At 65.8% G+C, this 24,107-nt stretch carries 21 protein-coding genes; 7 read left to right on the top strand and 14 right to left on the bottom strand.

The genetic code is table 11. The features are described from left to right. Window positions 1–13: 13 nt before the first annotated feature. Entirely contained in the window at window positions 14–1,681 is a 1,668-nt protein-coding gene (gene araD / locus CLU90_RS07515; protein WP_232731370.1) for an L-arabinonate dehydratase, read from the bottom strand. A 396-nt stretch (window positions 1,682–2,077) separates the two neighbouring features. Here araD and CLU90_RS07510 point away from each other — a divergent pair, with 396 nt between their 5' ends. The 7 genes from CLU90_RS07510 to CLU90_RS07480 all read left to right on the top strand — a co-directional run bounded on the left by CLU90_RS07510 (window position 2,078) and on the right by CLU90_RS07480 (window position 8,836). Next, window positions 2,078–3,112, top strand: coding sequence for a LacI family DNA-binding transcriptional regulator (locus CLU90_RS07510; RefSeq protein WP_092709651.1), 1,035 nt, complete (start codon window positions 2,078–2,080; stop codon window positions 3,110–3,112). A gap of 257 nt (window positions 3,113–3,369) precedes the next feature. After that, window positions 3,370–4,959, top strand: a complete 1,590-nt coding sequence (locus tag CLU90_RS07505; RefSeq protein ID WP_100427581.1) for an aspartate:alanine exchanger family transporter — start codon at window positions 3,370–3,372, stop codon at window positions 4,957–4,959. Between the two features lie 69 nt (window positions 4,960–5,028). Beyond that, a complete protein-coding gene (locus tag CLU90_RS07500) occupies window positions 5,029–5,379 on the top strand; it encodes a VOC family protein (RefSeq protein ID WP_100427580.1) in 351 nt (116 codons plus the stop codon). Window positions 5,380–5,550: 171 nt separating this feature from the next. Further along, window positions 5,551–6,741, top strand: a complete 1,191-nt coding sequence (locus tag CLU90_RS07495) for an acyl-CoA dehydrogenase family protein (RefSeq protein ID WP_100427579.1) — start codon at window positions 5,551–5,553, stop codon at window positions 6,739–6,741. A gap of 16 nt (window positions 6,742–6,757) precedes the next feature. Next, window positions 6,758–7,903, top strand: coding sequence for an acyl-CoA dehydrogenase family protein (locus CLU90_RS07490; RefSeq protein WP_100427578.1), 1,146 nt, complete (start codon window positions 6,758–6,760; stop codon window positions 7,901–7,903). Continuing rightward, window positions 7,900–8,388, top strand: a complete 489-nt coding sequence (locus tag CLU90_RS07485; RefSeq protein WP_092709632.1) for a MaoC family dehydratase — start codon at window positions 7,900–7,902, stop codon at window positions 8,386–8,388. Before CLU90_RS07490 ends, CLU90_RS07485 begins: the two co-directional genes overlap by 4 nt. After that, a complete protein-coding gene (locus CLU90_RS07480; protein ID WP_100427577.1) occupies window positions 8,381–8,836 on the top strand; it encodes a MaoC family dehydratase in 456 nt (151 codons plus the stop codon). The genes CLU90_RS07485 and CLU90_RS07480 overlap by 8 nt, the downstream gene beginning before the upstream one ends. A 92-nt stretch (window positions 8,837–8,928) precedes the next feature. Here the strand turns inward: CLU90_RS07480 and CLU90_RS07475 are convergent, their stop codons facing one another. From CLU90_RS07475 to CLU90_RS07415, 13 genes are all read right to left on the bottom strand, one after another. Beyond that, window positions 8,929–9,852 (bottom strand): diguanylate cyclase domain-containing protein, encoded by a 924-nt coding sequence (locus CLU90_RS07475; protein WP_092709629.1) that lies wholly within the window; start codon window positions 9,850–9,852, stop codon window positions 8,929–8,931. Beyond that, the gene (locus CLU90_RS07470; RefSeq protein WP_157808769.1) at window positions 9,849–14,300 is read right to left on the bottom strand and encodes a PAS domain-containing protein; all 4,452 of its coding nucleotides are present in this window, start codon (window positions 14,298–14,300) and stop codon (window positions 9,849–9,851) included. Before CLU90_RS07470 ends, CLU90_RS07475 begins: the two co-directional genes overlap by 4 nt. A 262-nt stretch (window positions 14,301–14,562) precedes the next feature. After that, complete coding sequence (locus tag CLU90_RS07465; protein ID WP_100427575.1) at window positions 14,563–14,925, bottom strand: YgiW/YdeI family stress tolerance OB fold protein; 363 nt, start codon at window positions 14,923–14,925, stop codon at window positions 14,563–14,565. A 27-nt stretch (window positions 14,926–14,952) separates the two neighbouring features. After that, a complete protein-coding gene (locus tag CLU90_RS07460; protein ID WP_100427574.1) occupies window positions 14,953–15,525 on the bottom strand; it encodes a prepilin-type N-terminal cleavage/methylation domain-containing protein in 573 nt (190 codons plus the stop codon). A gap of 43 nt (window positions 15,526–15,568) precedes the next feature. After that, a complete protein-coding gene (locus tag CLU90_RS07455; RefSeq protein WP_092709617.1) occupies window positions 15,569–16,321 on the bottom strand; it encodes a hypothetical protein in 753 nt (250 codons plus the stop codon). Continuing rightward, window positions 16,321–17,088 (bottom strand): ABC transporter permease subunit, encoded by a 768-nt coding sequence (locus CLU90_RS07450; RefSeq protein ID WP_232731116.1) that lies wholly within the window; start codon window positions 17,086–17,088, stop codon window positions 16,321–16,323. Before CLU90_RS07450 ends, CLU90_RS07455 begins: the two co-directional genes overlap by 1 nt. A 5-nt stretch (window positions 17,089–17,093) precedes the next feature. Further along, window positions 17,094–17,801 (bottom strand): type II secretion system protein, encoded by a 708-nt coding sequence (locus tag CLU90_RS07445; protein WP_198511168.1) that lies wholly within the window; start codon window positions 17,799–17,801, stop codon window positions 17,094–17,096. A 5-nt stretch (window positions 17,802–17,806) separates the two neighbouring features. Beyond that, a complete protein-coding gene (locus CLU90_RS07440; RefSeq protein WP_100427571.1) occupies window positions 17,807–18,526 on the bottom strand; it encodes a hypothetical protein in 720 nt (239 codons plus the stop codon). Then, window positions 18,523–18,939, bottom strand: a complete 417-nt coding sequence (locus CLU90_RS07435) for a hypothetical protein (protein WP_100427570.1) — start codon at window positions 18,937–18,939, stop codon at window positions 18,523–18,525. The genes CLU90_RS07440 and CLU90_RS07435 overlap by 4 nt, the downstream gene beginning before the upstream one ends. Beyond that, entirely contained in the window at window positions 18,936–19,628 is a 693-nt protein-coding gene (locus CLU90_RS07430) for a hypothetical protein (protein WP_232731115.1), read from the bottom strand. The genes CLU90_RS07435 and CLU90_RS07430 overlap by 4 nt, the downstream gene beginning before the upstream one ends. After that, window positions 19,625–21,190 (bottom strand): hypothetical protein, encoded by a 1,566-nt coding sequence (locus CLU90_RS07425; protein WP_100427569.1) that lies wholly within the window; start codon window positions 21,188–21,190, stop codon window positions 19,625–19,627. The genes CLU90_RS07430 and CLU90_RS07425 overlap by 4 nt, the downstream gene beginning before the upstream one ends. Before the next feature lie 7 nt (window positions 21,191–21,197). Then, complete coding sequence (locus CLU90_RS07420; protein ID WP_100427568.1) at window positions 21,198–22,403, bottom strand: type II secretion system F family protein; 1,206 nt, start codon at window positions 22,401–22,403, stop codon at window positions 21,198–21,200. After that, window positions 22,403–24,106 (bottom strand): GspE/PulE family protein, encoded by a 1,704-nt coding sequence (locus CLU90_RS07415; RefSeq protein ID WP_100427567.1) that lies wholly within the window; start codon window positions 24,104–24,106, stop codon window positions 22,403–22,405. Before CLU90_RS07415 ends, CLU90_RS07420 begins: the two co-directional genes overlap by 1 nt. Window position 24,107: the final 1 nt, after the last annotated feature.

Raw genomic sequence — 24,107 nt, 5'->3', positions numbered from 1 at the left:
GAAGATGGCGGCGTCAGAAGATCGGCGGCTCGGGCGTGGCGGCGTTGCCCAGCAAGAAGTCGAGGTCGCAGCCCTGGTCGGCCTGCGTCACGTGCTCCATGTACAGCTTGGTGTAGCCGCGCGCATATTTTTGCGCCGGCGCCTGCCACTCGGCGCGGCGGCGCGCCAGTTCCTCGTCCGTCACGTCCATGTTCAGGCTGCGCGCGGCGATGTCCAGCTCGATCATGTCGCCGTTGCGCACCAAAGCGAGCGGACCGCCCACGGCCGCTTCCGGCGTCACGTGCAGCACGCAGGTGCCGTAGTGGGTGCCGCTCATGCGCGCGTCGGAGATGCGCACCATGTCGCGTATGCCCTGCTGCAGCAGCTTTTTCGGCACGGGCAGATTGCCCCATTCCGGCATGCCGGGCGCGCCGATGGGGCCGCCATTGCGCAGGATCAGCACCGTGTTTTCATCGATGTCCAGGTCCGGCGCGTGGATCTGCGCCAGCATTTCCGCGTTCGAATCGAACACGAGGGCGCGGCCCCGGTGCTTGGCGAATTTCGGATTCGCGGCCGACGGCTTGATGACGGCGCCGCCAGGACACAGGTTGCCGCGCAATACGGCCAGCGCGGCGCCGTCGGCCACCGGCTGCGATACCTTGCGGATGACGCTGTCGTCGAGGCAGACGGCGTCGGCGATGTTCTCGCCCAGGCTGCGGCCCGTGACCGTCAAGGCCGTCAATTCCAGCTGCGGCGCGATTTCCTTGAGCAGGGCCGGCATGCCGCCCGCATAGAAGAAATCTTCCATCAGCTTGTCGCCGGACGGGAAGAGGTTGGCGATGACCGGTACTTTTTGCGCCATCGCATCCATTTCATCGAGCGACAGGGCCAGGCCGGCGCGCCCGGCGATGGCGACCAGGTGGATGGCCGCATTGGTCGAGCCACCGAGCGCCATGTAGGCGGCCACGCCGTTCGACAGCGCGGCGCGGGTGAAGAAGCGCGACGGCTTCAAGTCTTCCCACACCATGCCGACGATGCGCTCGCCGCATTGCGAAGCCATGCGCACGTGATTGGCGTCCATGGCGGGAATGCTGGTGGCGCCCGGCAAGGTAAAGCCCATCGCTTCGACGATGGACGTCATGGTCGAGGCCGTGCCCATGGTGTTGCAGGTGCCGGGCGAGCGCGTCATCTTCGCTTCGAGCTTGATCCACTCGGGCTTGGCGATGTCGCCGGCCACGTAGTCGTCCCAGAATTTCTTGGTGTGCGTGCCCGCGCCCACGCTCTGGCCGCGGTAGCGGTCGTTGAGCATGGGGCCGGCAGGGCAGAAGATGGCGGGGATGTCCATGCTGATGGCGCCCATCAGCATGCCTGGCGTCGTCTTGTCGCAGCCGCCCAGCAGCACGGCGCCGTCGATCGGCAGCGAGCGCAGCAGTTCTTCCGTTTCCATGGCGAGGAAGTTGCGGTAGATCATGGTGGTGGGCTTGACCATCACTTCGCCCAAGGACAGGGCAGGCAGCTCGACGGGGAAGCCGCCGGCCAGCAGGATGCCGCGCTTGACGGCTTCGGCCCGTTCGCGCAGGTGCGAGTGGCACGGCGACAGGTCGCTCCAGGTATTGATGATGGCGATGACGGGGCGGTCGAGGAATTCCTCGCGGCGCAAGCCCATCTGCTGCAGGCGCTGGCGGTGGGCGAACGAGCGCATGTCGTCTGGGGCCAGCCAGCGCTGGCTGCGCAGGGATTCCAGCGTGCGGCGGGAGGTAGCGGAGCTCAATGTGTGTCCTTTTCGGTTGCCTGGCGCGCTGCGGATGGCGTTCCAGTGCTGCTGTCTCGGGCCTTGCTAGCCGCCTTTGTTAGCGCTAACATTGCAAGTACAGCGAAATATAATTTGAATCGCACGGGGCTGTCAACAGATTTAATGCAGGGTGCAGGCGCGCAGCCCTTACACTATCGGCATGATTTCATTGACGCCAATTTCCAAGGTGGAATTTCCGCGGCCCGGCCGAAATGCCGTAAAGCACCGGCGTTACGCTGGCGTCCCCCGTGCGCCCGGCCATGGCATGATGCGTGGTGATCACCGATTTTTGAGAAGGCAGTACCCATGAACGACCCAGTACGCAAGCGGCGCGGCCTCGGCCGCAGCACCGTGTTCGATGTGGCCAAATTGGCACAGACCTCGGCCATTTCCGTGTCGCGCTATTTCAAGGAACCGGACCGCGTGTCGCAGGAAACGCGCGACCGTATCAAGAGCGCCATCGACCAGCTCGGCTACATCCGCAATGAGGCGGCCGGCGGCCTGGCCTCGACCCAGGGCCGCATCGTGGGCGCCATCGTGCCCAGCGTGTCCAATTCCATCTTTGCGGAAACCATCCAGGGCTTGTCGACCACCTTGTCGCAGCACAATTATCAGTTGCTGCTGGCCACCCACGATTACTCGATCGAGACGGAAGAAAAGGTCGTGCGCGCCTTTCTCGGCTGGTCGCCGCGCGCGCTCGTGCTGACGGGCGCCGACCACAGCGCCGCCACGGAAACCTTGCTGGCGGGCTTGCAGATTCCCGTCATCGAAACGTGGGATATCCGCCCCGAGCGGCCGTATCCGCAGATCGGTTTTTCGCATATCGCCACGGGCCGCGACATGACCTTGTATCTGCACGGGCAAGGCTACCGGCGCATCGTCTACGTCGACAGCGGCATCGGCAGCGATTTCCGCGCGCGCAAGCGGGCACAGGGCTATGAGGAAACCATGCGGCAGCTGGGTTTGCGTGCGGAAATCGTGTCAGCGTCGGTGACGGCGCCGCTCGACGCGGGCGGGCAAGTGTTCAGCGAGCAAATGGCGCGCGCCGAGCGGCCCGACGCCCTGTTTTTTGCCAACGACAACATGGCCGCCGGCGCCATCTACGAGGCGGCACGCCTCGGCATCCGCATCCCCGAGCAATGCGCGGTGGCGGGCTTCGGCGACTTCCCGTTTTCGGAAAAACTCATGCCGGCGCTGACGACGATACGCGTGCCCCGCTATGACATCGGCCGCCTGGCCGCACAAGCCATCTTGCAGCGCCTGGGCGAAGTGGACGAGGGCGCCGCGCCGCCGGCATTGGCGCCGCTGGCGTACGAACTGATCGCGCGGGCCAGTGCTTGAGACACCGTGCTTGCCGCAGATATTGATGAATCATATTTCTATCATCACAACATACAATTGGCTTGATATGCTGCGATGCGGCATCATGCACCTGTCTCCTCTACTTCCTCACAGGAATTAGATTCAGCCCGCTCCCGCAGCGGGCTTTTTTTTGCCCGTTTTTATGGCACAAACGTGCGCACGCTTGCTTGTCATCCTCGCCATCGTGTTGCTTTTGTGCATGCTAAACTGGGCCTTCCCCAGAATAAGGCTGCCCCATGCTTGAACTTTTCCGCCATACCCTGGAGTCGACGCCGATCCTCGCCCTGTTTCTCGTCATCGGCGCCGGTTATGCGCTGGGGCGCATCAGCGTGTTCGGCTTTTCGCTGGGCGTGGGCGGCGTGCTGTTCGCGGGGCTGGCGCTGGGCGCCTTTGCTCCCGGTTCCGTGCCGCCGCCCATGGTCGGCTCCATCGGCCTGCTGCTGTTCCTGTATGGCATCGGCGTGCAATACGGCGTGCAATTTTTCGCCGGCTTGCGCGGCGCGGGACAGAAACACAATTTGATCGCCTTTGTCGCCGTCATGGGCGGCCTGGCCGTGTCCATCTGGGGCGGGCAGTGGATCGATATCTCGTTGCGCATGGCCAGCGGCGTGTTTGCCGGCGCCATGACCAGCACGGCCGCCCTGCAGGCGGCGCTGGAAGCGTCGCACGGCAATGGCGACGCGGCCGTCGGCTATGCCGTCGCATATCCGTTCGGCGTCGTCGGCCCCATGCTGGGCCTGTACCTGGCCGGGCGCATCTTGAAACCCGTACTGACGCCGCCGCCGGCGCCCATCGTCGTCTCCGAAATCACCATCGACGCAGCCAAATTGGCGGGCGCCACCCTGTCCGAGCTGGCCGACGGCCCCCTGGCGGGCGTGCAAGTGATCGGCGTGCGCCAGGGCCACCAGAACCGCTTGCCCGACCCAAGCCTCGTGCTGGGCGTGGGCGACGCGCTCATGGTGTCGGGCACGGTGGCGGGCGTGGAAGCGGCGCGCACGGCGCTGGGCCACCTGGACCCGGGCCGCCTGATGAAGGACCGCAGCGATTTCGATGGCACGGAAGTGTTCGTGTCGGACGCGGAAATCGTCGGCGTGCCCCTGGGCGAGCTGAATCTGACCAAGAATTTTCCCCTGCAGATCGCCTTCATCCGCCGCGGCGACGCCATGATTTTGCCGCATCCCTTCCTGACCCTGGAATTTGGCGATCGCGTGATGGCCATCGCGCCGGCCAGACATGCGGCCGACGTGCGCAAGCTGTTCGGCAATTCCATCACGGCCACGGCCGAGTTCAGCTATGTGTCGCTGGGCATGGGCATGGTGCTGGGCGTGCTGCTGGGCCTCGTGCCTATCCCCTTGCCGTGGATAGGCTCGTTCAGCCTGGGCCTGGCCGGCGGGCCGCTCGTGATGGCGCTGATTTTGGGCCGCCTGGGCCGAGTCGGCAAGATCAGCTGGCGCCTGCCCCTGTCGGCCAACCTGGTCATGCGCAACTATGGCTTGACGATATTCCTCGCTTCCGTGGGCATGGCGTCCGGCTTGCCTTTCGTGCAGCAAGTGGGCGCCGACGGCTTGCCCATGCTGGCGCTGGGCGCCGTGACGGTGCTGGTGGTGGTGGCCCTCGTCGTCATCCTGGGCAAGGTCTTCCTGCGCCTGCCGTTTCCTGAATTGCTCGGTATCGCGGCCGGCGCCACGGGCAACCCGGCCGTGCTGGTGTTCGCCAACCGCCTGGCCAAGTCGGACCGGCCGAACCTCGGCTATGCGATGATTTTCCCCAGCATGACCATCGTCAAGATCGTGGCCGTGCAGGTGTTGCTGCATTTGTACGGGTGATTACTGACAGGAGCGGGCTTGTCAGGGCGCGTTTTGAATGTTTCAATCGTTGGCAAGGAGAAAAAAAACATGCAAGTCAAGCGTATCGTTGCCAACATCCCCGCGTCGGATTTGGGCCTGGCGCGGAAGTTTTACGAGGAAGTGCTGGGCCTGAGCCTGTTGATGGACCACGGCTGGATCATGACGTATGGATCGCCAGCCGAGATGAGCGTTCAAGTGAGCTTTGCGACGCAAGGCGGCTCGAACACTGCCGTGCCCGACCTTTCCATTGAAGTCGATGACGTCGATACCGCCTTTGAACGCATGGTCGCCGCAGGCTTTGCCATCGAATATGGGCTCACCGATGAACCTTGGGGCGTCAGGCGCTTTTTCGTGCGCGACCCGTTCGGCAAGCTCATCAATATTCTGTCGCACACATAGGCGACGTGCCAACGGCGGCAGTCAGCCAATTCACCCAGCGCCAGCCATTGTAAAACCCCTGGCGCCGCTCCCAATCTGTTGTACAATCCTTGAGAACGGTCGTGCTTTTTTGTGCGCTGAGCTTCCTTGCGTGCAGTCATCACGGCAACCGATAAGAACAAGGAGACAGACATGGACTTGCATTACACGGCCGAGGAGAGCGCCTTCCGCGACACGGTGCGCACCTTCCTCGATACCCATTTGCCTGAGGATTTGCAGCGCAAGGTGCGCCGGCATTTGCGCCTGAACCGCGACGACTACGTGCGCTGGCACAAGATCGTCGCGCAACAAGGCTGGGCCGCGCCGGCCTGGCCCGTCGAATATGGCGGCACGGGCTGGACGTCCGTGCAGCGCCACATCTGGGAAGACGAGTGCGCGCGCGCCGCCACGCCGCCGATTTTGCCATTCGGCGTCAACATGGTGGCGCCCGTCATCATGGCTTTCGCCAACGCCGAACAAAAAGCATATTATCTGCCGCGCATCCTGAATTGCGACGACTGGTGGTGCCAGGGCTATTCCGAGCCGGGCGCCGGCTCCGACCTCGCCTCGCTGAAAACCACGGCCGAACGCGACGGCGACCATTACATCGTCAATGGCCAGAAAACCTGGACGACGCTGGGCCAGCACGCGGACATGATCTTTTGCCTGGTGCGCACGGACAGCACGGTGCGCAAGCAGGAAGGCATCAGTTTCTTGCTGATCGACATGAAAACGCCGGGCATCACCGTGCGCCCCATCATCATGCTCGATGAAGAGCATGAAGTGAACGAAGTCTTCTTCGACAATGTGCGCGTGCCGGTCAGCAACCTGGTTGGCCAGGAAAACAAGGGCTGGACCTACGCCAAGTATCTGCTGGGCCACGAACGCACGGGCATCGCCGCCGTCGGCCGCTCCAAGCGCGAACTGACCTTCCTCAAGCAGCTGGCCATGCAGCAGAACAAGCGCGGCGCGCCGCTGCTGCACGATCCCGCCTTTGCCGCCAAAGTCGCTACTCTGGAAATCGAATTGATGGCGCTGGAAATGACGGTCTTGCGCGTCATCAGCGAAGAGGGCAAGGGGCCGGGACCGCAGGCGTCGATGCTGAAAGTGCGCGGTTCGGAACTGCAGCAGCAGCTGACGGAGCTGATGCTTGAAGCCATCGGCCCGCAAGCCTTGCCGTTCGACCCGGATTTTCTTGATGGCAGCGTGCCGCACGGCGCTGGCGGTGACGACCTGGCCGCGCCGCTGGCCGCGTATTACTTCAATTACCGCAAGACATCGATCTATGGCGGCTCGAATGAAATCCAGAAAAACATCATCACGCAGATGATCCTGGGCCTGTAAGCCAGAAGGAGACGACATGGACTTTCAATTTAATCAGGAACAGCAGCAATTCGCCGATGCGCTCAGGCGCTGGGTCGACAAGGATTACCCGTTTGAAACGCGCAAGCAGATCGTCCACTCGGCCACGGGTACGTCCGATTCTGCCTGGGCCACCCTGGCCGAGCTGGGCATGACGGCCTTGCCGCTGCCGGCCGGCGCGGGCGGCTTCGACGGCACGGCCGTCGACATGCTGCTGGTGATGCAGGAACTGGGCCGTGGCCTGGTGGTCGAACCCTATTTCGCCACCGTGCTGGGCGCGCGCTTCCTGAGCCTGGCGGGCGGCCACGATGGGGTACTGGAACAGGTCGCCAGCGGCAGCCTGAAACTGGCTTGCGCGCTGGGCGAACGCCAGTCGCGCCACGACATGCACGATATCGCCACCACGGCCACCGCCAGCGGAGACGGTTTCGTGCTCGACGGCGAGAAAACCGTCGTCATCCACGGCGCCCAGGCGGGCGCCTTGATCGTCTCGGCGCGCAGCAATGGCGGCCAGAGCGATACGGATGGCATTTCGCTGTTCCTCGTGCCTGTCGATGCGCCCGGCGTTACCGTGCGCGACTACCGCACCATCGACGGCCAGCGCGCCGCTACCGTGACCCTCGTGCAAGTGGTGCTGGGGCATGACGCCCTGATCGGCCAGGCGGGGCAGGGCTGGCCCGTGCTGGACGCGGCTCTCGACTATGGCGCCGCGCTGCTGTGCGCGGAAGCCGTGGGCGCCATGGATGCCATCTTTGCCGCCACCCTCGAGTACCTGAAGACGCGCCAGCAGTTCGGCGCGCCGATCGGCAAGTTCCAGGCCTTGCAGCACCGCATGGCCGACATGTTCATTCACCTGGAACAGGCGCGTTCGATGGCCATGCTGGCCGCCGCCAGGGCCGATAGCGAGGATGTGGCCGAGCGCCGCCGCACGGTGTCGGCCGCCAAGGCGCGGGTGAGCCTGGCCGCCACCTTTGTCGGCCAGCAAGCCGTGCAATTGCATGGCGGCATGGGCGTCACCGATGAATTGCCCGCCGCCCACCATTTCAAGCGCCTCTCCATGATCGCCCTGACCCTGGGCGACGTGGACCATCACATCGAGCGCTTTATCGCCCAGCCGGGCTTCTTGCCGACGGAGACCGCATGACCGCATCGCCTGCCATCACCCCGAAACACTGGTATTTTGAAGATTTTACGCAAGGCCTGGAAATCGACCTGGGCCAGCGCCACGTAACGGAAAAGGAAATCATTGCCTTCGCCACGGATTTTGATCCGCAACCGTTCCACGTCGATCATGCGGCCGCGGAAAAGACGATTTTCAAGGGCGTCATCGCCAGCGGCTGGCATACCTGCGGCATGATGATGCGCCTGGTGGTGGACAATCTGCTCAAGCATTCCTCCAGCATGGGCTCGCCCGGCCTGGACAGTATCCGCTGGCTCAAACCCGTGCGCGCGGGCGACACCTTGCAGCTGACCTACCAGGTCAAGGAAGTGCGCCCGTCCACGTCGAAGCCGGACCGCGGCATCGTCATTTCCGTGTGGAGCGTGCGCAACCAGCATGGCGAAGTGGTCACCACGGTCGAAGGCATGGGCATGTTCGGCCGCCGCCCTGCCGGAGAGCAGCATGCGTGATATCGCCGGCATCGCCGGTTTCCAGGCGCTGGCGGGGCAGCACGTGGCCGTCTCCGACTGGCTCACCATCACCCAGCAGCTCATCGACACCTTTGCCGACGCCACGGACGACCACCAGTGGATCCACGTCGACGCGGAGCGCTGCGCGCGCGAGTCGCCGTACGGCTGCACCGTGGCGCACGGCTTTTTGACGTTATCGCTGCTGCCGGCCATGTTGCAGGGAGCGCTGCACATGGCCGGCATCCGCATGGCCATCAACTATGGCCTGAATAAGGTGCGCTTTCCCGCGCCCGTACCCGTCGGCAGCCGTTTGCGCGCGCGGCTCGACATCCTGTCCGTCGAGGACCTGCCGGAAGGCGCGCAAGTGAACTGGGCCGTCACCATGGAGAGGGAAGGCGACACCAAACCCGTGTGCGTGGCGGAGTTTTTGATGCGCTGCTATCCCTGAGCGATAAGCCTGGCTCGCCGCGTAGGTTGGGGTAGGTCGGCGTAGGTCGGCTTAGCCCGCAGGGCGTAAGCCGACGCAGGCGCGCCACCTCTTCACTCCCCCTCCGACGCGCAATACCTGTCCCGCCCCGTATGCTTGGCGCGGTACAACAGGGCGTCGGCGGCGCGGATCAGGGCGCTGGGGTCCATGCCTTCCGTGGGCATGACGCTGGCCATGCCCAGGCTGACGGTGACGTGCGGGCCGACGCTCGATCTGGCGTGGGGAATCTGCAGCGCGCGCACTTCGTCGAGGATGCGCTGGGCCACGACTTCGGCGCCGTCGCGCGTTTCCTGCGGCAGCAGGATGATGAATTCCTCGCCGCCGTAGCGCGCCAGCAGGTCGGGCGGGCGCACGGCGCAGCGGCGCAGGGCGGCGCTCACCTGCTGCAGGCACAGGTCGCCCGCCTGGTGGCCATACGTGTCGTTGTAATCCTTGAAGTGGTCGATATCGGCCATGATGAGGGCCATCGGCACGCCGTCGCGCGCGCAGCGCCGCCATTCGCTGTCCATCGTGTCGTTGAAGCTGCGCCGGTTGGCCACGCCCGTCAGCGAGTCCGTCAGCGACAGTTCGCGCATGGCGTCGGCCTGGCGCTTGATGGTCAGCTGGCTGCGCACGCGGGCCCGCACGACGGCCGCGTTGAACGGTTTCGTGATGAAATCGACGGCGCCCGCTTCCAGCGCCCGCGTTTCGTCCTCGGGCTGGTTCAGGGCCGTGACGAAGATGACGGGGATGGCACTGAGGATGGCCGATTCGCGCAGCGCGTTGCAGACGGCATAGCCATCCATGCCGGGCATGACGGCGTCGAGCAGGATCAGGTCCGGCAGTTGATTATGCGCAATTTCCAGCGCCTTCACACCGCTCAGGGCGAACAGCACGTCGTGTTCCTCGCGCAGCAGCTGGTGCAGGATCTGGATGTTTTCCATGGCGTCATCGACGATGAGGATGCGCCCGTTCATGGCAAGGTTGGTCCAGCTCACTTGTTTTCCTCTCGTTTCAGCTGATCGAGCACGAGTTTTTCCGCTTCGGAAAAATTCAACGTCTCGATCGCGTTTGCCAGCGCCAGGGCCGCTTCCCGGTCTGATTGTTGTAGGGCGGGCTGCAGGGCGTGGAATTGCGCCAGCGCCTTCAGGTTATTCTTGCGGATCAGGACGAGCAGCTCGGCCAGTCCGCCATGCAGGTCGAGCGGTGCGCCGCCGGGCGTGGCCTGGGCCGGCTGCCCGCGCCGCAGGGGCGAGGGCAGGGTGCGCGCCGCTTCGATGACTTCGGCCATCGCCCGTTCCAGCTGTCCCAGCAAGGCGGCCGTGGCGTGCGATTGCCCCGTTTTCAGCGCCTTTTCCGCCTCGCCGGCGAGGCTGGCGACGTGCGTGGCGCCCAGGTTGGCGGCCACGCCGCAGACGCGGTGCAGCAGTTGCGCCGCCTCCCGCGCCTGGCCCGCGGCCAGGCGGCGCCGGGTTTCCTCGACGGCGTCGCCCTGCGAATTTTCAAAGCGTTTGAGCAGGGCCAGGAAGGCGCCATAATCGCCGCCGAAGCGGTGCAGGGCCGCCGCCAGGTCGATGCCGGCTATCGAAGCCGGCACTTCCAGCACCTCTGTGGCGGCGCTGCCTGGCTCAGCGGCGCTGCTGCCGCGGCCACGGGGCGCCGGTACCAGCCGGGTCAGGGTCTCGATCATGTCGTCGACATCGATGGGCTTGGCCACGTGCGCATTCATGCCGCTGGCAATCGCGCGCAGGCGGTCTTCGTCCATGGCATTGGCCGTCATGGCGACGATGGGCAGGTCCGGCAAGCCCAGCGCGCGGATGGCCAGGGTGGCGTCGTAGCCGTTCATGACGGGCATCTGCAAATCCATCAGCACCACGTCCCACGCTTGCGGGCTGTGCGCCAGCATGTCGACGGCCAGCCTGCCGTTGGTGGCCACGGCCACGCGCGCGCCCGAGTGCAGCAGGATGTACTGCGCCACTTCCTGGTTGATTTCATTGTCTTCCACCAGCAGGACGCGCATGCCTTCCAGCAAGCCCGACAGGGGTGTGGAAACGGGCAGCATGGATGGCGCGCTGCGGCCATTGCGTCCATCCCGCACGGCGGTGACGGCCGCCAGCAGGCGTGCCGGCGTGGCCGGTTTCGAGACGATGCCGGCCAGCATCAGGCTGTCGGCCAGGCGTTCGAGGTTTTCGCTGTCCTGGTCGGCCACCAGCATGATCACGGGCGGCAGCGCCAGGTGTTCGTCGGCGCGCGCCTCCGTGAGCATGGAAATGCCGTCCATGCCGGGCATGGCCGCGTCCAGCAGCACAAGATCGGCCGCCGGTTCGTCGCCGGCATGGGCGCGCAGCAGGGCCAGGCCGGCCGCGCCGCTGTCGGCGCTGCGGCTGTGCCAGCCCTGCGCCGCGCACCAGTTCTCGAGCATGGCGCGCACGCTGGCGTTGTCGTCGATGATCAGCAGCGACAGCGCCCTGGACGCGCCCTTGCCGTGCGCCTCGGGCGGCGGCGCCACCTTGTCGAAGCGGCAGCGGAAGCGGAAGTCGGAACCCTCGCCCAGCGTGCTTTTCACGGTGAGTCTGCCGCCCATCAATTCCACCATGCGCCGGCAGATGGCCAGTCCCAGTCCCGTGCCGCCGTATTTGCGGCTGGTGCCGCTGTCGCCCTGGGAAAACGCGTCGAAGATGTGTTCCTGCTCGGCCGCGCCGATGCCGATGCCCGTGTCGCGCACGGAAAACTCGAGCGTCGCGCTGGCCGCATCCTCGGCCAGCATGGCGATGGACAGCACCACTTCGCCATGCGAAGTGAACTTGACGGCGTTGCCCATGAGGTTGATGAGGATCTGTTCCACGCGCAGGGCGTCGCCGATCAGTTCGTCCGGCACGCCGGGGCCCAGCACGAACACGGGCTCCACGCCGCGCGCCCAGGCGCTGCTGGCCAGCAAGACGCCGACGCTGCCCAGCATGCGTTCGAGCTGGAAGCGGCGCTGTTCCAGCACCATCTGTCCCGCCTCGATCTTGGAAAAATCGAGCACGTCGTTGACGATATTGAGCAGCGACTGCGTGGCCATCTGGATCTTGCCGACATAGCTGCGCTCGCGCCGTTCCAGCGGCGACTCTTCCAGCAGGCGCGCCAGGCCGATGATGGCATTCATCGGCGTGCGGATTTCATGGCTCATGTTGGCGACGAATTCGCTCTTCGCCGTGCTGGCCGCCTCGGCCTTGTCGCGCGCGCGCACCATCTGCTCGTTCAGTTCGTGCAGGCGCAATTCCGTGCGCTTGAGCTCGGATACGTCCGAGGCCAGCACGAAGAAGCCGCGCACGCCGCCGCCGTCGTCGATGTCGGGAATGTAATTGGTCCACGTGTGGCACACCTGGCCCGTCGGGTCGGGCAGGTCGCGCTCGAAGCTTTGCGGCCGGCCCGCCAGCACGCCCTCGACATGGGGCGCGTACACGTCGAACAGTTCCTGCCCCAGCAATTCGCTCATGTGGATGCCGGCCATTTCGGCGCTGCTGCGGCCAAACCACTCATTGTAGAAATTATTAGCGAAGCGGCAACGCAGATCGGCGCCCCAGTACGACACCATGCCGGGCAGGTTGTCGGTGACGGTGCGGATGAAGCGCTCGCTCTGTTCCAGGCGCAAGGTGGTGGCGTGCAGCACCTCGGTGGCGCGCTTGCGTTCCGTGATATCGATCGACACCCCCAGCACGTGGCTGGCGCGTCCCGCATCGTCGCGCAGCACCACCTTGCGCGTGGTGAAGTGGCGCGTCGTGCCGTCGGCCGTGTTGATCGCCTCCTGTTCGATTTCCACCATCTGTCCCGTGGCCAGCAGCTTGCGGTCGGCGCTCACAAAAGCGGACGCCTGCTGCGGCGGGAAGAAATCGTGGTCCGTCTTGCCCAGCAATTGCTCGCGCGAACGCCCCAGGGTCAGTTCCGCGTGGCGGTTGATCATTTCAAAGCTCAGCTTGTCGGCACGCTTGACGAAGACCATGGCCGGGATGTTTTCGATAATGGTGCCGAACAAATGTTTCGAACGGCGAAACTCCGCTTCGCTGCGCTTGCGCTCGCTGATGTCCAGCCACAGGCCCGACACCCCCAGCAATTGCTGCTCGGGGCCGAAGATCGGGTGAAACGAGACGATCCAGTGGCTCAGCTGTTCGCGTGGCTGCCCGCCATGGCCTTGCAATTCCAGGTCGACGATGGGCGCTCCCGTTTCCAGCACCTGGCGCACGCAGCGTTCCACCTCCGCGCGCACGGCGTCGTCGCACAGCATGGCGCCCACGGGACGGCCCAGATGCTGCGCCACGCTGGCCCCGCTGATGGCGGCCAGGTAGTGGTTGATCATGACGATGCGCAAGTCCAGGTCCACGAACAGCATGCCGATGGGCGCCGTCGCGTACACGGTTTCCAGCAGGCGCGTGGATTTTTCCAGGGCCAGCGTGCGTTCGGCCACCAGGCTTTCCAGTTGCGTGCGGTGGCGGCGCAAGTCGCGTTCCAGCGCGCCCAGGGCGCCTGCCATGTCGCCCGATTCGCGGTCCGCATGCCGGTGCGACAGCAGGGGCTTGCCTTGCGCCAGCGCGTGTATCTGCTGCGTCAATTCCTGCAAGGTGCGGGCCAGGCGGCCGCCCACGCGCCAGGCCAGGGCAAAGCCGGCGCCCAGCAGCAGCGCCAGGATCAGGGAGCCGGTGACGACGGAACCCAGCAGGGCTTCGGCCACCGTGCTGGTGCGCATGGTGACGGCGGCCGTCCAGGCGTCGTCGGGGGCGCGGCGAAAGCCCGTATACACGTCGAGGCCTTCCAGGGTGGCATGGCGCAGCACGCCTTCGCGCGCCTGGCGTATCTGCTCGAGCAGGGGCGCCACGGTGCGCTGGCCCACGTAGCGCTGCGGCGCCAGGGTGCGCGCCACGTTGATGCCGTCGGCATTGACGATGGCCGCGCCCAGGTAGGCGGGCAGGTGCAGTTCGCGCAGCAGCACGGGCAGGTAGTCGGACGGGTACAGCGCCGTCAGCACATAGGCGGCACCCTTGTCACGCGGCAAGGGCAGGTTCAGGGCCAGCCGCGGCACCTCGTCCGGCGCCATGAGCAGGCTGGTCAGCCGGGGCTTGCCGGCCTCGCGCGTGCGCTCCATGCTGGCGGCCCATTTTTGCGGCAACGGTGGCGGCGTCTGGCTGGCGGGCAGGGCGGTATTGACCAGCTGGCGTCCCTTGGCGTCGGAGACGATGAAGGCGCTGACGGCCAGGCCCGGCTGCAGCAGGCTGCCGGCCAGGGCGCGCAGGGCACAGATGTCGTCGGTTTGCAGGGCGGGCGAGGCGGCCAGGATGCGCGCGGCCATCTGGGCGCCGCTCAAGTCGCGTTCGACGGCGGCGGCGACGGCCCGCGCCGCCTGCGCCGTTTCGTTGACGACGTGGTCGCGTTCGCGCGTGTAACTTTGCGCCACGAGCAGGAGAAACACGAGTGCCGTCGGAATGACCCAGGCGAGCACCAGCCATGAAATTCTTGAGCGTATCGAAGGCAAATCTTGCACCCGGAAAGCTCCCAGAATGGATGAGTCGACAGGCAGGCTGACGCTGGCACTGGCTGACTTTGAATGAAAAGATGCTAGACGAAATTGATTGTTCTGACAAGCCTAGTTTCTGGAATGAAAAAAAGCTTGCGCAAGGCATACAGAGGAGGGGGATGCCCATCCCGCCATGGCGGCGGGATGGCAAGGCAGCTTACGGGACGACGGTCAGCACGTCGACGTCGATTTCCGGGCTTTCCATGAAATCTTTTTCCACTTCGCCACGGATTTCCACGCGGGTCCTGGCGTCGATCTTGCGGTTCATGAAGACCTTGTCGTCGATGTCCACGCGGATTTCCGCCGTGCCGTCGGAGAAGGTGTATTTCTCGTTGCCCACTTTGCGCAGCAAATGGCCGCGCAGCACGACGGCCTGGTCGTCGACGGGATTTTTCAGGATGGCGGCCACATTGGCGGGCGCGGCCGGGCCGGCCGTCGGTCCCACGTATTGGGCGTGCGCGCCGCCGGCCAGCAAGGCGCAGGCGGCCAGGGAGACGATGAGTGTGCGGTGCGGTGGCATGGTATTCCTTCGATAGTGACTTGCGGCTCAGAAAAAGACGGCGGTGCGGGGGATGATAGCACCGGCATTACCATAGGGCATGTTCGCCCGCACGCTGCCCGTGCCGGCCACGCCATCGTCGAGTTTGCTGTCGATCTGCTCCGCGTAGCTTTCGGGCAGGTTGTCGAAACGGATGCCGTTGCCGGCCCGGCCGCCCACTTCGTCGTTGTACAGGTAGACGGCGCCGCCCTGGGCGCTGGTCATGAATTGCGAGGTGCCGTTGAACGAACCGGTAATGAAGCCGCCCAGCGCCAGGTGCTGCGGCGCCAGGGTGAATTCGCGCGGCTGGCCGTCGCCGATCTGGCCGTCGCCATTGCCGTTGCCGGCCGAATTGGGCACGTGCACGGTGCCCTGGATATCGTCGCCGGGCAGGGCGCGGAATTTGTCCTGGTAGGCGTTGACGGCGGCCGTCAGCGCATTCGACTGCTGGATGATGTTCTTCACCTTGGCGCTGTCGATCAAGCCTTGTCCCTTCAGTACGCCACCGAGCAGCAAGCCGATGATGACCAGGACGATGGCGATTTCTACGAGCGTAAAGCCGTGCTGGCGGCGTGGGAGCATGGGGTTTCCTTGGAAAAAAGTGCTGGTGCCTGGCATGGCATCTTCAGGGTGGCAGTTTACTGCAAATGGCGCCGCGCGCGCATGGCCTGGCTTTCTTTTTGGCCAGTTCGTCGAGCTTGCGCGCGAGGAAAGCGAGCTCGTGCGGATCGCTGATCTGGCCGCCGGCGATCAGGCCGCCGATCACCAGGCGGGCGCTGTCGAGCTGGTCCATGTCTTCCAGGATGAACGCTTCCATCTCGCGCACCCACGGCGGCACGTGCGGCCCCGTCGCCAGCTGGCGCAGCGCGCGCGCATAGCCGAGCGCCAGCGGCAGGTCGTGCAACTGGTGCTTGGCCACCAGCACCGCCTGCGCCATGGCGGGCCAGCGGTGCTGCGGGTCGGCCGCGAAGCTGGCGGCGACAAAGGCCAGCATGCGCCGCGCGCGCCGCGGGTCGGCCACGCCCGCATACACCTCGCTGGCGGCCACCAGCGCGTAGCGGCTGCGCGGATCGAGCGTTTGCGCCGTCTCCAGCCAGCCAGCCAGGCGGTCGTAATCGAGCGCACGCCACGGCAGGCTGACGCCGGGCTGGTCTTCGAACGATTGCAGGTACAGCAGCATCGCCTTCGACATGGCCAGCGGCTCGCCCAGGCTGGCCAGGCGCGCCACGCCAGCTGGCGGCGCGGCGGGCAGGGGCTGCGCCTGTGCGGGCGCCTGCTGCTGCGCCAGGCGCCAGCCCAGCTGCAGCAGCAGGCAGGCGGCCAGCAGCCAGCACAGGGGGCGCGGCACGCTGGTCCAGGGACGCTGGGCGGCAGCCATCAGATGTTCCTGCGGTAAAAGTCGCACAGCGCGCAGCTGGCCAGCAAGCCGACGTAGATGAGGGTTTGCGTCGCCACGCCGGCCAGGGCATGCCAGTCGCCCGTCGCGTACAGCAGCCATTCCGTGCGGGTAAACGCGTCGAGGCGGGGCAGCAGCAGGGCCAGCACGTCGATGGCGCCGGCCGTGGCCCGCTGCGGCCAGGAATCGCCCGCCTGCGGCCCGTGCGCCAGCAGTTGCAGGCTGCCCAGCATGCGCGCCAGCACATAAAAGCCCCCCGTGGCGGCCAGCGCGGGCAGGGCGTGCTGCAAGCTGGCCGCGCACAGCAGGCTGAAGGCAGCGACGATCCACAATTCACCCAGCAAGGACAGCGCCCACAGCGCGCTTTGCGCGGGGGCGGCGAACAGCGCCATCAACAGGCCGAACAGCACGGCCGGCACGGCCGCCAGCGCCCCGTAGCCCAGCAGTTTCCCCAGCAGGTAGGCCGCGCGCGGCATGGGCAGAGCCAGCAGCAATTCGAGGCCCCGGTCGGCCGCTTCGCGCGCCATGCTGGTGATGATGAAGGTGGCCAGCAGGAAGACGCCGGCCAGGCGCAAGGTGGCCGCCAGCAGGGCCGCCTGCACGGCGCCGCTTTCCGTCAGCGCCAGTTGCTGCAGGAAGCCGGCCAGGCCGGCCGCGGCGCAGGCCGCCAGCAGGAACAGCCATGGCAGGCGGCTGCGCAGCGCTTCGAGCAGCGTGTAGCGGGCGATGGTGAGGGAAGGAAAGAACATCGGCATCAGCGGGGCAGCCTTTGCGCGGCCACCATGCGGTTGAACAGGATGTTGGGCGACAGCCAGACGACGATATCGTCGAACTCGCCGCCGGGCTGCTGCGGGCCGCTGGCGGCGCGGCTGATGACGGTGGTGGCGTTCGATGCATTGTTGCGCTCGTCGACATTGTTGCCGAAAGCCACCGCCTGGCGCTGGCCCTGCACGCCCGTGGCGCCAAAGCCGTTCTTGCCGTGCGACATGATCAAGGCGGGGATGTCGCTCAAGGCCGTCGCCTGCAGCAGCGCGCCGCCGTTGCGCGTGACGATGCTGATGTCGCGCGGCGTGCCCAGGTTGAATTGCTGCTCGCTGTCGCTGAAGGCCGGCGTGACGCTGTAGCGGAACAGATTGTTCCAGCTGTCGCCCTGGCGCAGTCCCAGGGTGGCCCAGGGCAGGAAGCCGGCCCGTTTTTCGCCCGTGCAGCGGGCGCCGCGCCGGTCTTCCAGGCCGTTGCCGGCGGAGATGGCGGGACAGGGCAGGTAGCCGTAGCGCAGCGCAAAGCCCGTCAGCGCTTCCTTCGCTTCATTGAGCGCCTGCTGCGTCTCGGCCACCTTGCGCTGTTCCAGTTGCACCGTCAATGGCGTCACCAGGCCGCCTATCATCAGGCCGACGATGACGAGCACGATGGCGATCTCGATCAGGGAAAAGCCGCCCTGGCGGCGCCGGAATCGATCCATATGGCTCATGGCAGGTTGCGCGCGGCGCGCATGCGTTGGTACAGGGTGGGCAAGGTAATCCAGGTGAGCATGTCGTCAAAGGCGCCGCCGGGCGGCGTGGCCAGTCCGGTGGCGGGGCGGGTAATGAAACTGCGGCTGGCGCCGTCGTTGGCCGCTTCGTCGCTATTGCCCCGCGCCGTATTGATCTGCGGCACGCCGCTGGCGGCCGTGCCGTAGTGATCCTTGCCTTGCGAGAACAGCACGACGGGCAGGCATTGGGCGCTGACGTCGCACTGTTCCTGTCCCGCCACGTAGGCGAAGGCGCCGCGCCCGTCGCGCGTGAGCACGACTCTGTTGGCGACGGCGGAAAACGAGACGATGGGGGCGCGCGCCATTTCCGGCGTGACGCTGTAGCGCAGCAGCTTGCCCCAGGCATCCACGCCGTCCACGCCCAGCGCCACCCACGGCAAAAAGCCGCTGCAGTCGGCGTCGCCGGCGCAGTCGGCGGCCCGTTCGCGCCCGTCGAGGGCGGAGGCGGCGGGACGGGGCAAACGGCCGTTGGCCGCCGCAAAGCCCAGCAGGGCGTCGCGCGCCTGCGCCAGGGTGGCCAGGGTGCGCAGCTGGCGTTCCGCTTCGCCCGTGTTGCGGCCAAAGGCGCTGATCAGCAGGCTGGCCGTGCCCAGACCCAGCACGGCCACCAGCAGCAACAGGGCGGCGCCGCGCTGGCGCCTTGGCTGCGGCGTCATGGCCGCGTCTCCTGCGCCTCGGTGACCGTGCCGCTGGCCGGGTCATAGCGCTGGCCCGACTTCAGCAGCACCACCTGGCCGTTCGACAGGGTCAGGCTCAAGGTGTTGTCCTTGCCGCGCGCCAGGCTGTTGTGCGGCTCGTTTTGCGGCGCCTGGTTCAGCCAGACGGTGGAGCGCCCGCTGCTGCGCTGCATCACGCCATTCAATTCGACGGGCGGGCCGGGCGGTGGCGGCGGTGGTGGCGCAGGCGGCGCCGCCAAGGCGGGGTCGGCCGCCGGCTTGCCATAGCGCTGCGCATCGAGCGCACTGCGCTGTTCCGGCGTGGAAAACAGACGCCCCAGCTGCGGCCCCTGGGCCTGGATGGAAGGCACGGCACCGGCCAGCAGCGCACACAGGAGGACGGCGCGCTTCATGGCCGCCCCAGCACGGGCACGGCCACGCTGCCCAGCGTCAGCCACAGCAGGCGGCAATCGGCGCTGAGGACCGGGGGCATGGCGCCGCCTGTGCCCGGCGCGACACCGGCTCCGCTGCGCTTGAGCGCGCATTCCTGCACGGCGAAATAGCCGGCCTGGCGCAAGTCGTCGAACAGGTTCAGCAAATCCATTTCATGCAGTAAATCCATGCGCAGCTGCATCTGGCTGCCGCGCAGCTGGTACTGGCCCATCACCATGGGCAATGGCACGGACAGCACTTGCTGCGGGCCGATGTCATAGCTGATCGGCAACAGCTTGCGTTGTTCCTGGCTCAGGCGGATGGCGTCGATCCACGCCAGGCGGTTTTCCTCGCCGATCAGGCCGCGCTGGCGCAGGGCCAGGAATTGCGGTTCGTAGGCGCGGATTTCCTGCTTTTCCGCTTCCGCATGGTTGAACAGGGTCGCGGCCGCCGAGCTTGTGCGCTGGGCCAGGTCCAGCTGCTGCGCCTCGCGCTCGCGGTAGGCGATGCTCAGGCTGAGCAGCAGCAGGCTGGCCAGCATGGTCAGCGTAAAGCACAGCAGGGCGCGGCGTATCAGGTGCAGTTCGCCCAGCCAGGCGGGCAGGGCGCGCGCGGGTGCCGCGGCTTTCTTCATGCCGGGCAGCGGTGGCTGCTTGACGGGGCCGCTCATGGCTGCCACGCGAGCAAAAGGGTGAAGCGGGCCTGGCTGGCCGGGGCCGGCGTGACGCTCTTGCCGGACAGGCTGGCGCTGGAACGCAAGTCCAGCGGCGCTTCCTCGATCGCCACCCGCAGGCCGGGCTGGCGCGCCAAGGTTTGCGCGAAGGACGTGATGGCGGACAGGGCCGCGCGGTAGTCGTTGTTCGGCATGTCCACGTCCGCTTCCAGGCGCAGCGCCTGCGGCGGCGCGACGGGAATGCCGGCCAGGGCGCTGCCGGGCGGCGCGCCCTTGCCTTGCTGTAGCGGCTGTGGCTGGCCGCCGGGCGCGCGCGCGGGCGCCGGGCCCGCATTCCACTGCAACTGGCCCAGCTTGACTTGCGGCGCCTGGTCCAGCGCCGCGCTCAGCACGCCCAGCAGCCTGCCCGGTTCGGGCGCCTGGCTGGCGATCATGTGGCCCAGCGTCACGGCCACTTTCATGTTCTGCGTCTTGGCCGGCGCCGGCGGCTGGGTCGACATGACGCTGCGGTAGCGCTCCTGGTAGGACGCCGTTTCCTGCGCCAGGCGCTGCGTGGCGGCCCCGTCGGCTATCCCGCCAAGCAAGTTAATCGCGCACCACAGGGCTGCCGATGCGCCGATCAGCGCGCTGGCGCCATACAGCGTCTTGCGCGCGCGCTGGAAGTGGTAGTAGCGGGCCAGTGCGCCCGGTGGATAGTGGCTGGGCGGTGGATGCTTGCCCAGCAAGGTCAGCAGCAATTCGTCGGCCAGCGCCGGCGTGCGGCGCAAGCCCACCCGTTCGCCGGCCAGCTGCAGGTCGATGAAATGGTAAGCCACTTCGACACCGTTATCGCACAGCAATTCGAGCTTGGCGATCTGCGGCGCCGGCGCGAGGATGACGGTATTCAGGACGTCGCCGCGCGCCAGCATGCGCGTGCTGGTGAGAAATTGCCGCGTCTTTTCCGTTTCCAGCGCGATATTCACGGCCACGCCGTCGAGTGCGATGGTGGCCGTCTGGCGCGAAAAGCGCAGCTGGCCCTTTTCATAGTAACTTTGCCGCAAGCCGCCCGATTGCTGCGTCACCAGCAGCAGGTGTTCGTGCGCGATCGACAGTTTCTTGACGAGCGCGATACTGAGCAGGCTGGTCGAATAAATGCCGGCCACGGGCACGCGCAAGTGTTCGAGCGCCTCCGTCCACGGCTGCAGCAAGGACGGGTTCGTCAACGCAAAGAACAGCACCTGGTCGTCGTGGCGGCCCGTGCTTTCGCGGCCCAGCAGGGCGCTGCCCCGGTAGGGCGTATCGCGGTGCAATTGCTGCTTGCGCCGATCGAGCAAGGCACGGCCCGCCTTGCCGCGCACGTGGGGCAGCAACTGGTGCTGGAAATCTTCCTCGATCAAGTCCGTCAGCAGGTAGGCGGGCACGTCCAGCCGGTGCGCCTGCGGGTCTTCCAGCCACGCGGCGAAGCCGTCCAGCCCGGCCGCGCTGGCAGGGAAGGTATGGCCCGGGCCCAGCACGCCGTGGTTCCAGTCGTAGGCGCACAGGGCGTCGCTGGTGATGTAGAGTAATTGTTTGCGGAACACGGCGGCCTCAGGTCTTGATTGTACTGATGGTGTCGTAGATCGGCCCCAGCACCGACAGCATGATCCAGCCCAGCAGCAGGCCCAGGATGACCGTCATGGCCGGCTCGATCATGGCTTGCACTTTCTCAATCAATTCCTTCACTTCGCGGTTGTAAAAATAGCTGACATTGCGCAAGGCCGTGTCCAGCGAACCCGTCGCCTCGCCCACCTTCAGCATGCGGATCACCAGCGGCGGGAAGATGCCCGTGTGCTGGAAGGCGGACGTGACGCCGTAGCCCTCGCTGATCAGCTGGGCGGCGCGACGCAGGCCGGCCGCCACCACCTGGTTGCCGGCGATGCCTTCGGACAGGCGGATGCATTCGAGTATCGTGATGCCGGAAGCATACATGAGGGCGAAAAACGTGGCGAAGCGGGCCAGGATGATCTTGTGCAGCACGGGGCCGACCAGCCACAGCCGCAGCTTCAAGCCGTCCCAGGCATAGCGGGCGCTTTCGCTGCGGCGGATGAGCGCGCGCAGGCCGAAGAACAGCAGCACGGGCAAGGCCAGCAGCACATACCAGTAATCGATGAACACATTCGAGACAAAAATCAACACGCGCGTGTGCAGCGGCAGCTCGCCGCCCATGTTGCGAATAAAAGCCGTCAGCTGGGGCACCAGATAGATCATCAGGAAAAACGTCACGGCCGCCACGACGATGGCCACGATGATCGGGTACATGACGATCTTGCGCGTCTGCGACGCCAGCTCGTCCTGCCATTTCAGACTTTCGGACAGATTCTTGAAGACCTCGGCGATCTTGCCGCTCTGTTCGCCCGCCAGTATCAGGCTCGTGAACGTGGCGTCGAAGATGTCGCCGTGCTGGGCCAGTGCGCCCGACAGGGGCAGGCCGCCCTCGATGCTTTCGATCAGGTCCGTGACGACTTCGCGCAGGCGCGGGTGGTCCGTGCTTTCGCGCAAGTCGTTCAAGCCTTCCAGGATGGGTACGCCCGCGCCCGTCAATTGCTCCATGTGGAAGCAGAAATTGATGAGGTCGCGGCGGTGGATGACCCGTTTACCCAGCAGCACCAGGTACTGGCCCGTGATCTTGCAGTCGATCAAGTCGAGCTGCATGCGGTGCAGGCGCGCTTCCAGGTCCGGCACGTTGGCCGCCTCCATGCTGCCGGGAATCAATGTGCCGGCGGCATCCATGGCGCGGTAGACATATTGCGCCATCAGGCCAGCCTTTCCGTCAGGTCGACCACGCGGCCCACTTCTTCCAGGGTGGTGACGCCTTCCATCACGCGGCGCACGCCGTCGTCGACGATGCCCTTGAAACCGGCCGCGCGCGCCGCGTTCTTCAGTTCGCGCGAACTGGCGCGGCGCGCCGTCAATTCGTCGAGCTCGGCCGTCATCTTGAGGATTTCCATGATGGCCAGGCGGCCCTTGTAGCCCTGGTGCGCGCAACGCTCGCAGCCGACGGCGCGGCAGATGGACACGGGCGCGTCGGTTGCCGCCAGGCCCAGCAGGCGGCGCTCGACGTCGTCGGCGATTACGGTTTCCTTGCAATGCGGACAAAGGCGGCGTACGAGGCGCTGCGCCACGATGCCGATGATGTTGCCGGCCATGATGTCGGGCAGGATGCCGATATCGAGCAGGCGCGAGATGGAGCCGATGGACGAGTTCGTGTGCAGGGTGGAATACACCTGGTGGCCCGTCATGGCGGCGGCAAAGGCCATTTCCGCCGTTTCGCGGTCGCGGATCTCGCCCACTAAAATGATGTCCGGGTCTTGCCGCATCATCGAGCGGATGCCGTCGGCAAAGCCCAGCTTGACGGATTCGTTGACGGAGGTCTGGCGTATCATGTTCATCGGATACTCGACCGGGTCTTCGAGCGTCATGATGTTGACGCTTTCCGTATTGATGTGGTTGATGATCGAATACAAGGTCGTCGTCTTGCCACTGCCCGTCGGGCCGGTCACGAGGATCACGCCGTCGGGCCGCGCGATCATCAGTTTGAGCAAGTTCAGTTCCGCCTCGGCCAGGCCCAGGGCGTCGAGCGGCACGATGCCTTTCTGGCGGTCCAGCACGCGCAGCACGAAGTTTTCGCCATGCGTGGTGGGCTGCGCCGACGCGCGGAAGTCGATCTGTCGCCCGGAAAACTTGATGCTGATGCGCCCATCCTGCGGCGCGCGCGCCTCGGCGATATTCATGTTCGACATCACCTTCAGGCGCACGGCCATGGCCGGCCAGTACGATTTGTGCAGGCTGCGGATTTGCCGCAGGATGCCGTCGATGCGGTAGCGGATGCGCAGGAACGACTGTTCCGGCTCGAAATGGAGGTCCGACGCGCCGTTCTGCACGGCGTCGGCCAGCAACGCGTCGATCAGGCGCACCATGGGCTGGCTGTACTCGTCCGATGGCGAGGCCATGCTTTGATAGCTGACTTCGCCCGTTTCGATCTCGTGCAGGATGCCGTCGATCGACAGTTCAAAGCCATAGTACTGGTCGATGGCGCGCGAAATATCGGATTCGTTGACGAGCACCGTGGAAATCGTGATGCCCTTGACCAGCATGGCGCTGATCTGGTCGAGCGCGACGATGTTGCTGGTGTCGGCCATGGCCAGTATCAGATTGTCCGCCTGGCGTTCGTAGACGATGGGGAAGACGCGGTAGCGCTTGGCCACGTCCTTCGGGATCAGTTTCAAGGCAATGGCGTCGACCACCAGGCTCGACAAGTCCGCGCTGACCTGTTTCAGGTTTTCGCTGAGCGCCTCGCGCACGGTCGCTTCCGTGACGAAGCCCAATGTGATCAGCAGCTTGCCCAGCGGTTCGCTGCTGCGCCGCTGCTCGATCAGGGCGATGCGCAACTGGTCTTCGCTGATCACGCCTTTCTGGATCAGCAATTTGCCGAGCGGAAGTTTTGCCTGTTCTGCCATG

It is taken from the genome of Janthinobacterium sp. 67, from assembly GCF_002797895.1.
Taxonomy (GTDB): Bacteria; Pseudomonadota; Gammaproteobacteria; order Burkholderiales; family Burkholderiaceae_D; genus Janthinobacterium.
The sequence above is the reverse complement of the archived record's forward strand: the minus strand, read 5'-3'. Positions and strand labels throughout refer to the sequence as shown.

What these genes read in the sequence shown, in the direction of transcription:
- CLU90_RS07480 (WP_100427577.1), top strand. Translation starts at nt 8,381, where the DNA reads ATGCGTGATATCGCCGGCATCGCCGGTTTCCAGGCGCTGGCGGGGCAG.
- CLU90_RS07465 (WP_100427575.1), bottom strand. Translation starts at nt 14,925, where the DNA reads ATGCCACCGCACCGCACACTCATCGTCTCCCTGGCCGCCTGCGCCTTG.
- CLU90_RS07490 (WP_100427578.1), top strand. Translation starts at nt 6,758, where the DNA reads ATGGACTTTCAATTTAATCAGGAACAGCAGCAATTCGCCGATGCGCTC.
- CLU90_RS07430 (WP_232731115.1), bottom strand. Translation starts at nt 19,628, where the DNA reads ATGAGCGGCCCCGTCAAGCAGCCACCGCTGCCCGGCATGAAGAAAGCC.
- CLU90_RS07450 (WP_232731116.1), bottom strand. Translation starts at nt 17,088, where the DNA reads ATGTTCTTTCCTTCCCTCACCATCGCCCGCTACACGCTGCTCGAAGCG.
- CLU90_RS07415 (WP_100427567.1), bottom strand. Translation starts at nt 24,106, where the DNA reads ATGGCAGAACAGGCAAAACTTCCGCTCGGCAAATTGCTGATCCAGAAA.
- CLU90_RS07460 (WP_100427574.1), bottom strand. Translation starts at nt 15,525, where the DNA reads ATGCTCCCACGCCGCCAGCACGGCTTTACGCTCGTAGAAATCGCCATC.
- CLU90_RS07455 (WP_092709617.1), bottom strand. Translation starts at nt 16,321, where the DNA reads ATGGCTGCCGCCCAGCGTCCCTGGACCAGCGTGCCGCGCCCCCTGTGC.
- CLU90_RS07420 (WP_100427568.1), bottom strand. Translation starts at nt 22,403, where the DNA reads ATGGCGCAATATGTCTACCGCGCCATGGATGCCGCCGGCACATTGATT.
- CLU90_RS07445 (WP_198511168.1), bottom strand. Translation starts at nt 17,801, where the DNA reads ATGGATCGATTCCGGCGCCGCCAGGGCGGCTTTTCCCTGATCGAGATC.
- araD (WP_232731370.1), bottom strand. Translation starts at nt 1,681, where the DNA reads ATGCGCTCGTTCGCCCACCGCCAGCGCCTGCAGCAGATGGGCTTGCGC.
- CLU90_RS07440 (WP_100427571.1), bottom strand. Translation starts at nt 18,526, where the DNA reads ATGACGCCGCAGCCAAGGCGCCAGCGCGGCGCCGCCCTGTTGCTGCTG.
- CLU90_RS07485 (WP_092709632.1), top strand. Translation starts at nt 7,900, where the DNA reads ATGACCGCATCGCCTGCCATCACCCCGAAACACTGGTATTTTGAAGAT.
- CLU90_RS07435 (WP_100427570.1), bottom strand. Translation starts at nt 18,939, where the DNA reads ATGAAGCGCGCCGTCCTCCTGTGTGCGCTGCTGGCCGGTGCCGTGCCT.
- CLU90_RS07505 (WP_100427581.1), top strand. Translation starts at nt 3,370, where the DNA reads ATGCTTGAACTTTTCCGCCATACCCTGGAGTCGACGCCGATCCTCGCC.
- CLU90_RS07500 (WP_100427580.1), top strand. Translation starts at nt 5,029, where the DNA reads ATGCAAGTCAAGCGTATCGTTGCCAACATCCCCGCGTCGGATTTGGGC.
- CLU90_RS07495 (WP_100427579.1), top strand. Translation starts at nt 5,551, where the DNA reads ATGGACTTGCATTACACGGCCGAGGAGAGCGCCTTCCGCGACACGGTG.
- CLU90_RS07510 (WP_092709651.1), top strand. Translation starts at nt 2,078, where the DNA reads ATGAACGACCCAGTACGCAAGCGGCGCGGCCTCGGCCGCAGCACCGTG.